The organism is Rheinheimera soli (genome assembly GCF_021290985.1).
Taxonomy (GTDB): Bacteria; Pseudomonadota; Gammaproteobacteria; order Enterobacterales; family Alteromonadaceae; genus Pararheinheimera; species Pararheinheimera soli.
The window spans coordinates 72,425-85,492 of sequence record NZ_JAJOYU010000002.1 but is presented as its reverse complement, the minus strand read 5'-3'; the positions used below and the strand labels follow the sequence as shown (position 1 = coordinate 85,492).

Genomic DNA, 13,068 nt, shown 5'->3' with positions numbered 1-13,068 from the left:
AATGCACTGTGCCATATTGCCGGCACCGATAAATGCCACTGTATTGTCAATCATGCGAATTTGTTTCCCTGGCTCCGAAAATGGCCGTGCCTAATCTTATCATAGTAGAACCAAAGCGCAGAGCGTCTTGCCAGTCGTCTGACATGCCCATTGAAAGTTCTTTTGCATCAGGATGTTGCTGTTGCAATTGCAGTGACAGCTTTTGCATCTGCTCAAAAGCTTCAGCGCCTTTACCCGGCTCTGGAATGGCCATTAAACCTTTAAGGGTAAGCTGCGGTAATTTAGCGACCACAGTGGCTAAATTTAATAAGTCGGCAGGTTCAACGCCTGATTTAGACTCTTCGCCACTGATATTCACCTGCAACAGCACCTGAAGTGGTGTTTTGTCCAAAGGCCGCTGTGCTGATAAACGTTCCGCAATTTTTAATCTGTCTATGCTGTGCACCCAGTCGGCATAAAGCGCTATGTCTTTGGTTTTATTCGATTGAATAGGGCCAATAAAATGCCATTCAATGCCTTTAAGGTGACTTAGTTCTGTCGCTTTACTGACCAGTTCCTGCACATAATTTTCACCAAAAGCGCGTTGACCTGCCTGATAAGCAGTAGCGACAGAGGAGGCTGGTTTGGTTTTACTGACAGCAATCAGACGGCTTTGTGGCGTTAATTGCTGTTTTATCTGAAATTCTGTGATGGCGTTGTAGGCTGATTTCAACGCTTCTGCTATGTTGTTTGTCATATCAACTCTGTTTCTGGCCTTTGCTTTGGAGTGCTTTTCACCATGGATATTACCGAATTACTCGCCTTTAGTGTGCAACATAAAGCCTCGGATCTACATTTATCAGCCGGTGTACCACCCCTCATTCGGGTCGATGGTGATGTGCGACGTTTAAATATTCCGGCTTTAGACCACAAAGCGGTGCACTCTTTGGTGTACGACATTATGAATGACCGTCAGCGTAAAGAATACGAAGAAAAGCTCGAATCCGACTTTTCTTTTGAAGTGCCGGGTTTAGCGCGTTTTCGTGTCAATGCTTTTGTACAAAACCGCGGCGCTGCTGCTGTGTTTCGTACCATCCCAAGTGATGTGTTAAGTCTGGAAGATTTAAATGCCCCCGATGTGTTTCGCAGTATTTCCGACAACCCACGTGGGCTGGTGCTGGTGACTGGTCCTACAGGTTCGGGTAAGTCGACTACGTTGGCGGCGATGATTGACTACATCAACAGCACCAAAAACCATCATATTCTGACGATAGAAGACCCTATTGAATTTGTGCACCAGAATAAACTGAGTTTAATTAACCAGCGTGAAGTACACCGTGATACTCATAGTTTCAGCAATGCCTTGCGTTCGGCCTTGCGTGAAGATCCTGATGTAATACTGGTGGGTGAGCTGCGAGATTTAGAAACCATTCGTCTGGCGATGACCGCAGCTGAAACTGGCCATTTGGTGTTTGGCACTTTGCACACCACCTCAGCGCCAAAAACCATAGACAGGATTATTGACGTATTCCCTGGTGAAGAGAAAGCCATGGTGCGTTCTATGTTGTCTGAATCGCTCAGAGCTGTTATTTCACAAACTCTGCTGAAGAAAAATGGCGGCGGCAGGGTGGCTGCCCACGAAATTATGCTGGGGGTTCCGGCTATTCGTAACCTGATTCGTGAAGATAAAATTGCTCAGATGTACTCAGTGATCCAAACAGGTGCAGCTCATGGTATGCAGACCATGGATCAATGCCTGATTAATCTGGTCAGCCGTGGTGTGATCAATCAAAAAGATGCGTTGGCCAAAGCTCAGGATAAAAACTCCTTTAACAGCATGGGCTCTATGGGCCGGATGGGGTAACAGCAATGGGCTTAATCGACTATTTACACAAAATGGTGGCTGCTGGTGCTTCAGATTTATTTATTACCGCGGGCTTAGCAGCTTCGGCGAAAATTAACGGTGAAATGCAGCCTATAGCAGAACAAGTGCTTAACCCTGAGCAATCGCTGGCGTTGGTGTTATCCGCCATGACGGCAAAACAACAAGCGCAGTTTCAGCAGGACAAAGAATGTAACTTCGCTATTGCCAATGAGGCAGGGCGCTTTCGGGTCTCTGCCTTCTGGCAGCGCGATCAGGCTGGTATGGTGGTCCGTCGTATCGTCACCACTATTCCAAAAGCTGACGATTTAGGTCTGCCCGCCGTGCTTAAAGACATCATTATGTCCAAAAGGGGGCTGGTGCTTTTTGTTGGTGGCACAGGCGCTGGTAAATCTACCTCGCTGGCGGCATTACTGGGCTATCGCAATCAAAATGCCCGTGGTCATATTTTAACCATCGAGGATCCGATTGAATTTGTGCACGATCACCAAAAAAGCCTGGTGACTCAACGCGAAGTGGGGATTGATACCGAGTCGTTTGAAGCGGCGCTGAAAAGCTCGTTACGTCAGGCGCCTGATGTGATATTGATTGGTGAAATTCGTAGTCAGGACACCATGGAATACGCGTTGTCTTTTGCAGAAACCGGTCACTTATGTATTGCGACTTTGCACGCCAACAACGCCAACCAGGCCATAGACCGTATTATGCATTTGGTGCCTAAAGAAAAACACGGCAAGCTACTCTTTGATTTATCACTGAATTTGCGTGCCATAGTAGCCCAGCAACTGGTACCTACCGTGGATGGTAAAAAGCGGGTGGCCGCTATTGAAGTGCTGCTGAATTCGCCTTTGATTGCTGATTTAATTAAACGCGGCGAAATAGGCGAAATTAAAGCGGTAATGAGCAAATCCCGTGAGCTGGGTATGCAAACCTTTGATCAGGCGTTGTACGATTTATACAAAGCAGGCCAAATCAGCCACGCTGACGCGCTGCATTATGCTGATTCTCCCAACGATTTACGTTTGATGATGAAGCTAAAAGAAGGCACTACAGGCTCTGGTTTATTGTCTGGTGTGACAGTGGCGGGTTTAACGGATAACGATTAAATGATGCTGGTTCTTTGTGTCTGCATGCGGAAATTTCAGCATGCAGATTTTTGTCATTTACTGATCCGTTAAACCTCTGGACTCAACAGCCTCTATTAGCTGCTTTGCAAAGTGTTGTAACAAATCAATAAATTGATGCGCTGTATTAAATGAAGCGGCGAGAAGTTCCGGGTCTTCAATATACTCATGCACCATTTTATTTCGGAGTTGTCGGGCTGCGATCCAATCACTGGAAGAACTGAGCCAACCAAATTGCTCTGCCTTATGCAAGTTGTCGAGCACAGGTCCTTTTTTTTCACCCAAGGCCAGTAATACCGCAGGCAATAACTTGTCACCTACATTGTCCTGCAAGCGGCCAAAACGGCTGGCAAAAGCATCCAGTTGTTCAGCAAGGCTAATATTTTGTTCTAAGCTGGCTAATTGTTTTGCTGTTAATGGGGTTGTAAACAGTCGGGCATCTGTCTGCAATAAGTGATGTTGTTCTTTTTTAATCACACGAATTAAAAAAGCCAACCGCAGTTGTTCATCCTGATTTAGCGTCATAACAAAATTCCCTGTTCGGCAATTTGATGAATAGGTTGGATGGCAAGATTTGGAGCTTTCAGCAGGACATCTATTTTTTGGTCGCCCAGAGTCATAATGATCTCCGCTTCAATTCGTGCTGCTGTCATGGCCGGATTATCAATAGCTACTGGACTTTGTACCAAAAGGTCGATATCACCTCCTGATTTTGTATCGTCAGTTCGGGAGCCAAACAGGCTGACTTTAGCATCAGGCCCTAGAACTTTTTTTACACAAGTTTTGATACTTTCAATTTCATATGGAGTCAGTCGCACGCTAAAAGTCCGATTAATTCATTGATTAATAGAGAGTATAGCGCCCTGTGGATAGCAGGACCAGACTTGCCTTGGATTGTTGCTGAGTGTTGTGTTTCTACAGCTGGTAAAATTTACCCCAGCGGCCCTGGTCTGCCGAATAAATAGCCCTGAGCTTTATCACAGCCAATGTCTTTTAAAATTTGATATTGAGCTTGGGTTTCGACTCCTTCCGCAATAATGATTAACCCCAACGCTTTACCTAAAGCGCAGATGGCCCGGACTATCTCAGCACTGCTGCGATCCTTGCCAAGACTAATCACAAAAGCTCTGTCTATTTTTAAACAATCTATAGGCAACTCACGCAAGCGGCTTAAGGATGAATAGCCGGTACCAAAGTCATCGACGGAAATGCGGGCGCCCAGGCAACGTAATTGGTCAAGTGTGTTCAACAAGCTGTGGCTTTGGCTCAGGGCTGTTTCGGTAATTTCAAGATAAATCATAGACAAGGAGACGTCGAATCGGGCAGCTAACAACCTGATTTTATCTGCCAACTGCTGATCTTCTAACTGCCGTACCGACAAATTGATGGACAGAGTTATATCTTTGCCATAGCGCTGGATCAATTCTGGTATATCTTTGAACACCTGCTGAAATACCCAGTCACCTACTTCGTTAATCAGATTGCTTTGTTCTGCTACTTTTATAAAACGGTCTGGTGGAATAAAGCCCATAGTGGGATGATCCCAGCGGATCAGTGCTTCAAAACCTCTTAATTCCTGATCGTTGATCCGTACTATGGGTTGGTAGTACATGATGAGTTCATCGGTTTTATACAAAGCGGTTTTGAGGTCTTTTTCGATTTGTACCCTTTGCCTGGTTTTTTCTGCCATTAACGGATTAAAAAAAGAAAATCTGTTTCTGCCGTCATCTTTGGCGGCAAACATCGCCAAATCAGCGCATTTAAGCAGCTCCTCATAACTGGTCGCATCGTCCGGGTAGCAGGCAATACCTATGCTGGCTGATACATTCACAATATTGTCCTGCAGTGAAATATCCTGGCCAATAATGAGTAATATTTTTTCGGCAATACGCAGGCAGTCAGAAGGATGATGAATATCGGGTACCACCAGCACAAACTCATCTCCTCCAACCCGGGTAGCAACGTCTCCGGCTCTTGTAAGCTGGCTGATCCGTTTCGCGACCTCTTGCAACAATAAATCGCCTGCATGATGGCCTAATGTGTCATTCACCAGCTTAAAGCCATCCAGATCCAGATACAAAATACCTAACATACTTTGATTTCTGTTCGCCCTGATAAGCTCAGTTCGCAACATTTTCTCAAGTTTTACCCTATTCCCAAGCCCGGTCAGGTGGTCGCTGAAGGCCAAGGTTGCCAAATGCTCTTCGGCGCGTCGTAGTGCTGATATATCTGAGAACATTACTACATAATGACTGATAGCTCCCTGAGTCATAGGCGCACGCACTTTACATAAGTGTTGCCAGGCAGGGAAAAAAGAGCCGTCTTTGCGTTTACATTCAACCTCTCCACTCCAATGGCTGGAACTAAGCTCCTGTAATCGCACAGCGACAGGAAAGCTTTGTTGAGAGTACAAAAAGTTGTCCGGTTTCATACCTCTGACTTCTGCTTCGCTGTAGCCAGTGACCAGACTAAAAGCCGGATTGACTGAGATCACCTCACCAGCGTCATCCAAGACTAAAATAGCTTCGGAGGTGGTTTTAAATACCGTATTGGCCTGACGTAGTTGTAGTTCTTCTTTTTGTTTACTGGTTACATCACGCAAAATGCCGCTGATCAGATGCTGATTTTGTGATGTCTGAAAATGGCCAAATAATTCAAGGTATTGCAGCGGCTTTTTTCGCGCTGCCGTAAAGACGGTATTAAAATCCCTTTTGCGGGCGAAAAGTTGCGACAGGCGTTGGTGCTCATCGTCAGCCAGTATAGCTTTTAACTGTGAAAGTCCGCCTTCTGTGGCATCAGGGCGTTGCAGATTGTCGTAGAAACTATCATCAGTGTTTAGTTGATCTGTGGTTAAGTTCAGCTGCCAGTGACTCATTTTTGCTGCATTTAATGTCTGCTGCAGTCGCTGTTCCGAGTTGCGTACTTTCAGTTCAGCCTGATGCCGGATCACCGCCATACGAATACTGGCTTCCAGTTCTCTGCGGTCAAAAGGTTTAATCAGATAACCATGAGGGAAGGATTTTTCTGCCTGCTCCAAAACATTTTCATCACAGTACGCGGTCAGAAAAATGACAGGAACGTCCATTTGTTTTTTTAACTGCTCAGCGGCTTCAGTGCCACGCATTTTATCTGCAAGCTGAATATCCATCAGCACCAAATCCGGCGGGAACTCCAGCGCTTTAGCCACCACATCTTCGCCTCTGGCTATAGTGCCTGTGACTCTGTGACCCAAGTCTTCCAGTGTGTTTTTTAAGTCCAGTGAGACGATATACTCGTCTTCAACAATCAGAATATTAGTCTGCATAACCTTATTCCCTGGTTGATGAGAAATGGATGGAATAGAGGGTGCCCTGGTGGCGGTTGAGCTCTATTTGAGCACCTAGTTGTGCGATAAAAGCCGGGATCAATTGCATACCCAAAGAGTTTCCCTGGCCCAATTCGATACTTTCAGGCAAGCCAATACCATCGTCGCCAATTTCTAATGTTATTCTGTTTCCTGTCTGAGTCAGTGCCAGTTTCACCTGGCCTTGTTGCTGTCCGGGAAAAGCGTGCTTGATGCTGTTAGTCAGAATTTCGGTGGCTAACAAACCACATGGAATAGCCTGTTCCAGCGCTAGAACAATGTCATCGTCTATTTGAGCAAAGTCAAAGCTGATAAAGTCAGTATTGGTCAGGGTTTGCCTGACTAACTGGCAGAGTTGTCTTAAATAATTAGCCAGAGGTACTGAGGAAAAATCTCGTTTTTCATAAAGTAACTGGTGAGTCAGTGCCATGGTGCGAACCCGCAGCTGGCTCTCCAGCAGTACTTGTTTTAATTCTGGTGTGGCGCCCCTAGAGCGTAAACTCAGCAGACTGGAGACAATCTGCAGGTTGTTTTTTACTCTGTGGTGGACCTCGTTTAACAATAAAGTACGCTCCGCCAGCAAGGCTGTTTTTTCATCAATAATACCTTGCAGGTGTTGTTGTGCGGCTTTAGCGGCCGACACATCGGTGATCGTCGCCAGCACTGCTGCCTTTTTGTCGCCTTCGAGGTAAGTTAAACCTATTTCAACCGGAAACTCGGTATTATCTTTACGTTTTGCATACAACTCGCGGTGTTGTCCCATGGGCCTGGTGGTTGGGGCTAACATAAAACCCTGCCGCAATGCAGGATGATGCTTCTGATAACGCTCTGGCAGCAGAATTTCTATAGCTTTACCCGTCAACTGGCCCGCTTCATAACCAAACATCTGTAAGGCTCTGGTATTAGCTAAGGTGATAAGGCCCTGACCATCAATAGAAACAAGGCCATCAGCCGTGCTGTCGAACACTCGGCGAAATCGGGTTTCGCTGTCCTGTAACTCTTGTTCGCTACGTTTTCTGCTGGTGATTTCGATGCCGGAAGGTACCAAAAAGCTCAGTTGTTGATGATCGTCGTACACCGGAGCCAGCATAAAATCCATGATCACAATGTCATCTTTCATTTGGGCAGTGATATCAAAGCGGCTAATGATCCCGGCTCTGGCATCCGACACGGCTTTCTCTATGCGTTTGGCTGAGGCCGCATCATGTTGCCACCAGAAGCAGTCCCAGAATTTTTTATGACGGACTTGCTCCAGTGTGATGCCTGCCAGTTCCAGTGGCGGTTTGTTTGCGTCTAATAAAGTGCCATCCGGTGTAAGAATTCCGACAAAGCTGAACATATTGTCGAGAATTTTCCGCAAGCGCTCTAAATCGTCTTTGCGTGTTTGTTGTACAAACCAATCCATGGTGCTGTTCAGCGCAACAACAGTTATACCGCAAAGCTGTTGTTCTGAATTAAACAGTGGAATGTAGGAGCCAGACCATTGCGACTGTTCGGCGTTATTGCTGCCATCCCCGAGCACGCTGAAGTTTAACAAGGCTTTGCCTGTATCCCGCACCTGCTCCAGCAGCGGCATTATACTATCTGCAAGAGCAGGCAATACCTCCGCTACTGTCCGACCTAAATGCCGCTCTATAGCAACACCGTTAAATTCAGCCAAAATAGAGTTGATACTGATATAACGAAAAGACCTGTCCAACACAGCAATACCGGTCGGCAGGGAGTGACTGAGCGCATCCAGCGCCAGAGCTTTTAGTTCAGAACTTGATTCCATGTCAGTACGCCTTGAATTCCATGTTTTCAACTTAGACACAAGTGGTTGTTTTATCAAGGCGGTAATGAAAAACAAAAAAGCCCCGGGGGAGGGGCTAAATGCTAAGAGCGGGTTTTATCGCCGCCCGTCGGGCATCGAATTGGGTATCGGATAGCGGACTGTCAGGGGGTAGGCAGTGTAACTGGCAAAACCCCTAACTCCGCAGGGGCTTGATCTGAAACAAAACTAAAACGTGGCACCAGTTCGCCAGCCACTTCGACATTGCTGGTAAACATGTCCAGTGGCCTCACCCATAAGCCGAAGTCACCGTATAAGGCTCTGTACAGCACCAACTCCTCATCGGTTTCGCTGTGACGTACCAGCGAAAGCACTTGATACAAAGGGCCTTTATAGTGACGGTAGAAGCCGGTTTTAATCGCCATAAGCGCCACCGTTTTCAAACCAGCTTTCTAAAATCAGTTTAGCTGACAGGCTATCGACCAACTCTTTACTGAGTTTTTTAAAACCACCTTCAGCAAAGAGCTGCGAACGGGCGTCTACTGTGGTTAAACGCTCATCTTGAGTTTTTACTTGCAGACCGTAACGGCCGTGTAGGCGATTGACAAACTTATGCACACGGGCGGTGAAAGGCTGCTCTGTGCCATCCATGTTTAACGGCAAACCCACCACCAGCAGTTTAGGTTGCCATTCTTTGATTAAGGCTTCAATTAAGTCCCAGTTCGGAATACCGTCCTGAGCTTTTAAGGCCTTGAGCATAGTGGCTGTGCCTGTCATGCTTTGACCTACTGCTACGCCGATACTTTTTAAGCCATAGTCAAAGGCCAATACGGTGACGCTACTACTCATCAGGCGTGACCTGCTTCTGGGCTTAATTGCCAGACTTCAATACCCATGGCATGAGCGGCACCTTGCCATTTTTCGGCATGGCTCATTTCGAAAATAATGTTATTGTCGGCTGGTATCATCAGCCAGCTGTTTTCTGCCATTTCTTTTTCCAGTTGGCCAGCACTCCAGCCTGCATAACCTAAGGCCAGAATAAATTTGTCCGGCGCCTCTTCGGTAGTGAGCTTTTCTAAAATATCTCGTGAAGTGGTGACCATTAAATCGTTATTCAGCCGCATACTGCTGGTGTAACCTTCTTTTGGCGTGTGCAGTACAAAACCTCTGTCACTTTGCACAGGGCCACCAGCACAAACCTGGGCTTTTGCTGCGTGGCTTTGTTCATCATGTTCAATCTGCAGTTGGCTTAACAGCTCTGTCACTTTGACTGGCATAGGGTGATTAATCACAATACCCATAGCACCTTCAGCATTATGCTCACAGATGTAAGTTACGCTGCGTTTAAACATCGGGTCATCAAGACCCGGCATGGCAATCAATAAATGATTCTGAAAATTGTCCATATAACCGCCTTAGGACCCAGTCTGATTTTGTTTTACTAATTGGTTCTGCTTTAACAGTAGTTCAATCTGGTCAAATAACATGCCGGTAATATTCACTGGGAAAGCCGCTTCAATTTCACGGATGCAGGTTGGACTTGTGACGTTAATTTCAGTCAGTCGGTCACCGATAATATCCAGGCCTACAAAAATCAAGCCTTTTGCTTTTAAAGTCGGGCCAACAGCACGGGCAATGGCCCAGTCGCTTTCAGTTAAAGGACGAGCCTCACCACGACCACCAGCCGCTAAATTACCGCGGGTTTCACCACTGGCTGGAATGCGGGCTAAGCAATAAGGCACAGGTTCGCCATTCACCACCAAAATACGTTTATCACCGTCTTTAATCTCAGGAATAAAGCGTTGTGCCATGGCATAGCGACTGCCATGTTCTGTCAGGGTTTCAATAATGACGCTGACGTTGGCATCGTCCGGTTTTAAACGGAAAATCGAAGCACCACCCATACCATCCAGAGGTTTTAAGATCACATCCTGCTCTTGCTGGTAAAAGGCCTTTAAACGCGCTGCGTCGCGGGTCACCAAAGTTTTTGGTGTATGTTTAGCAAACCAGGCGGTATAGAGCTTTTCGTTGGCATCCCGCAGGCTCTGTGGTTTATTGACAATCAAGGTGCCTTCGTCTTCAGCTCTTTCTAAGATGTAGGTGGCGTAAATAAATTCAGTATCAAAAGGCGGATCTTTACGCATCAAAATAACGTCTAAATCGGATAAAGCGATGTCCTGAGCGCCGCCAAAGTCATACCAATGTTCACCGTTTTGCTGCACAGATAACAAGCGGGTGCGGGCACGGGCCTGACCTTCAATTAAATACAGGTCATTCATTTCCATGTAATGCAGCTGATAACCACGGGATTGTGCCTGCAACAACATGGCAAAACTGGAGTCTTTTTTGATATTGATGTCCGCAATCGGGTCCATCACTATGCCTAATTTAATCATCTTCACTCCTGTTTGGATCTGCTTTAGGCCAGATCACCAAATTGTAACTGTAATGCGCTGATGGCGGTTAAAGCCGCCGTTTCGGTACGTAATACGCGTGGGCCTAAACGAACAGCCATAAATCCAGCGTCTTTGGTTTGTGTCACTTCAGTGTCGGTAAAACCACCTTCAGGGCCTATGACTAAACGAATAGTCTGACTACCTGATATGGTCTTAATGGAGTCGCTGGTCCATGGATCCAAGGTTAGCTTTAAATCTTTTGTCTCTTGTGCCAACCATTTATTCAGTTGCAGAGCCGTATGCACGACAGGCACTACACTGCGCCCTGATTGCTCACAAGCGGCTATTGCAATTTTTTGCCACTGCTCTGTGCGTTTGGCCAGTCGCTCTGCATCCAGCTTTACGCCACAACGTTCTGTAAAAAGTGGAGTTATTTCAGTGACGCCCAGTTCAACCGCTTTTTGAATAACAAAATCCATGCGGTCACCACGGGAAATACCCTGACCTAAATGCAGTTTGAGAGGGGACTCCACCGGGTTTTCGCTTGAACTGATGGCTTTAACCAGCAGTTGTTTTTTTTCAACTGCGGTAATTACAGTCTGATAATTCAAGCCGTCGCCATTAAATAAACAGAGCTCGTCGCCAGCCTGCATCCGCAACACTCTGCCTATATGATTGGCGCCATCTTCGGCTAAGGCAAATTCTTGCTGCAGTGCAATGGCACCAGGCTGATAAATTCTGGGAATACGCATAAACATAGTTTCTTAAGCACTTGAGAGAGTGCCTATGGTAGCAGGCAAAAGCGGGGCTGGGTATGGCTTGTGACGCAACTTCTGCGTCACAAGCCTGACTTCATCTGCAGAAAAGCAATTAAGGGGCAGGGTAGACGTAACTTGCGCCAATACCTAAAGGAATACCCAGCATCCAGAACAGAATTAAAAAGCTGGTCCAGCAGATCAATAAGGTTATGGAATAAGGCAACATTAGCGCCACTAAAGTACCTATACCTGTTGATTTCACATACTTCTGGCAAAACACCACGATCAGCGGGAAGTAAGGCATTAAAGGCGTGATGATATTGGTGGAAGAGTCACCAACACGATAAGCGGCTTGTGTTAGATCCGGAGATACACCCAGCTGCATTAACATGGGAACCAAAATGGCTCCAATCAGTGCCCATTTTGCTGAGGCCGAACCTATCACCAGGTTTACTACTGCGGTCAGTAAGACCAGACCAACCAGGTTAACAGCCATAGGAAAGGCCATAGCCTGTAGATAATTCGCTCCTTTTATCGCAAGCAAAGCACCTAAATTTGACTGACCAAAAGCAAAAATAAACTGAGCACAGAAAAATGCCATCACAATGTAATAGCCCATACCACTCATGGCTTTACTCATGCCTTGCACTACGTCTCTGTGGGTTTTGACTTTACCTGAGACATAACCATAAACGATGCCTGGGATCAGGAAAAATACAAAAATAAGCCCAACAATAGACTGCATCAAAGGAGCCGAAGCTGCGGTCAATTCACCAGTGCCAGAGCGCCATGCTGAGTTTTCCGGCCATACTGCTGCCACTAATACCGCAGCCGCGACCAGCATAGACAGCAGAGCAAAACGTAAACCTTTGCGCTCGCTATCATCTAATGGCTCCATCGAGGGCAACTGATCCGGGTCTCCGTCGACTTTGGTTTGTTGCAAACGTGGTTCAACAAACTTATCTGTCAGTACCCAGCCGACAATGACAATCAACACCACAGAAGCTGTAGTGAAGTAGTAGTTATTCAGTGGATTAATCACCAGACTGGCGGCTGCTGGGTCGGCAGATAAACGGGCTGAGGCCTGAGTTAAACCGGCCAGTAAAGGGTCTAAACTTGAGGGCACAAATAAAGTGGCAGCAAAACCACCGGACACACCAGCAAAAGCTGCGGCTATACCAGCTAAAGGATGACGACCAGCGGCATAAAAAATCACCGCGCCTAATGGAATAACCAATACATAACCGGCATCTACTGCAACATGGCTTAAAATACCAACGGCAATCAGTACAGGGGTCAGTAAATGCTTTGACGTCACAGCTAAGATGCTACGCAAACCAGCGTTGATAAAGCCGGTGTACTCAGCCACACCTAAACCTAACATGGCGACTAGTACCACACCCAAAGGCGGGAAGTTGACAAAGGTACTGACCATTTTTGACATGAAATCAGCAAAAGCTGCACCTTCCAACAGGTTTTTTACCTGAAAAGGCTGACCTGTGCGTGGGTCTATATCTGTGAAAGTCACGCCTGATAAAGCCCAGGACAAGCCCCAGACAAAAAACATCAATAGAGCAAATAAGATGGCAGGGTCTGGTAGTTTGTTACCAATACGTTCTATGGCATTGAGGCTGCGATTCAGCCAGGAGGTTTTTACGGCACTGGATGTCATGGATACTCCGTGTTGTTGTTTTAGTCATCTGCTGTGACTGTTTTTTTGTGGTTTTACCTTATCCTGCTTTGATAAAACCGTAAATTAAAAAAATCGTCAGGAACGATTTTTAACAATGCGAAGCATTGGCCCAAAGGGTGAAG

At 46.4% G+C, this 13,068-nt stretch carries 13 protein-coding genes; 2 read left to right on the top strand and 11 right to left on the bottom strand.

What is annotated here, in order from left to right:
• Positions 1-46 precede the first annotated feature (46 nt).
• On the bottom strand, positions 47-736 hold the full coding sequence (locus LSG37_RS02555; RefSeq protein ID WP_233078287.1) for a YggS family pyridoxal phosphate-dependent enzyme: 690 nt from the start codon (positions 734-736) through the stop codon (positions 47-49).
• Between the two features lie 42 nt (positions 737-778).
• On the opposite strand from LSG37_RS02555, the gene LSG37_RS02550 reads away from it, so the two are divergent.
• Positions 779-1,843, top strand: coding sequence for a type IV pilus twitching motility protein PilT (locus LSG37_RS02550; protein ID WP_233078286.1), 1,065 nt, complete (start codon positions 779-781; stop codon positions 1,841-1,843).
• 5 nt (positions 1,844-1,848) lie between these two features.
• Complete coding sequence (locus LSG37_RS02545) at positions 1,849-2,967, top strand: PilT/PilU family type 4a pilus ATPase (protein WP_233078285.1); 1,119 nt, start codon at positions 1,849-1,851, stop codon at positions 2,965-2,967.
• Between the two features lie 57 nt (positions 2,968-3,024).
• Here LSG37_RS02545 and LSG37_RS02540 read toward each other — a convergent pair whose 3' ends face one another.
• From LSG37_RS02540 to LSG37_RS02495, 10 genes are all read right to left on the bottom strand, one after another.
• Positions 3,025-3,510, bottom strand: coding sequence for a hypothetical protein (locus LSG37_RS02540; protein ID WP_233078284.1), 486 nt, complete (start codon positions 3,508-3,510; stop codon positions 3,025-3,027).
• Positions 3,507-3,803 (bottom strand): nucleotidyltransferase domain-containing protein, encoded by a 297-nt coding sequence (locus tag LSG37_RS02535; protein ID WP_233078283.1) that lies wholly within the window; start codon positions 3,801-3,803, stop codon positions 3,507-3,509. The genes LSG37_RS02540 and LSG37_RS02535 overlap by 4 nt, the downstream gene beginning before the upstream one ends.
• 113 nt (positions 3,804-3,916) lie before the next feature.
• Positions 3,917-6,289, bottom strand: a complete 2,373-nt coding sequence (locus LSG37_RS02530; protein WP_233078282.1) for a two-component system response regulator — start codon at positions 6,287-6,289, stop codon at positions 3,917-3,919.
• Between the two features lie 4 nt (positions 6,290-6,293).
• On the bottom strand, positions 6,294-8,102 hold the full coding sequence (locus tag LSG37_RS02525; RefSeq protein WP_233078281.1) for a PAS domain S-box protein: 1,809 nt from the start codon (positions 8,100-8,102) through the stop codon (positions 6,294-6,296).
• Positions 8,103-8,263: 161 nt separating this feature from the next.
• Complete coding sequence (locus LSG37_RS02520) at positions 8,264-8,524, bottom strand: DUF1653 domain-containing protein (protein WP_233078280.1); 261 nt, start codon at positions 8,522-8,524, stop codon at positions 8,264-8,266.
• Positions 8,514-8,948 (bottom strand): Holliday junction resolvase RuvX, encoded by a 435-nt coding sequence (ruvX, locus tag LSG37_RS02515; RefSeq protein WP_233078279.1) that lies wholly within the window; start codon positions 8,946-8,948, stop codon positions 8,514-8,516. The genes LSG37_RS02520 and ruvX overlap by 11 nt, the downstream gene beginning before the upstream one ends.
• Positions 8,948-9,505 carry a YqgE/AlgH family protein gene (locus tag LSG37_RS02510; protein ID WP_233078278.1) on the bottom strand — a complete coding sequence of 186 codons (558 nt, stop codon included), beginning with the start codon at positions 9,503-9,505 and terminating at the stop codon, positions 8,948-8,950. Before LSG37_RS02510 ends, ruvX begins: the two co-directional genes overlap by 1 nt.
• A 9-nt stretch (positions 9,506-9,514) precedes the next feature.
• Positions 9,515-10,495 carry a glutathione synthase gene (gshB, locus tag LSG37_RS02505; RefSeq protein WP_233078277.1) on the bottom strand — a complete coding sequence of 327 codons (981 nt, stop codon included), beginning with the start codon at positions 10,493-10,495 and terminating at the stop codon, positions 9,515-9,517.
• Positions 10,496-10,518: 23 nt separating this feature from the next.
• Positions 10,519-11,247 (bottom strand): 16S rRNA (uracil(1498)-N(3))-methyltransferase, encoded by a 729-nt coding sequence (gene rsmE / locus LSG37_RS02500; protein ID WP_233078276.1) that lies wholly within the window; start codon positions 11,245-11,247, stop codon positions 10,519-10,521.
• Between the two features lie 118 nt (positions 11,248-11,365).
• Positions 11,366-12,925 (bottom strand): AbgT family transporter, encoded by a 1,560-nt coding sequence (locus tag LSG37_RS02495; protein ID WP_233078275.1) that lies wholly within the window; start codon positions 12,923-12,925, stop codon positions 11,366-11,368.
• Positions 12,926-13,068 lie beyond the last annotated feature (143 nt).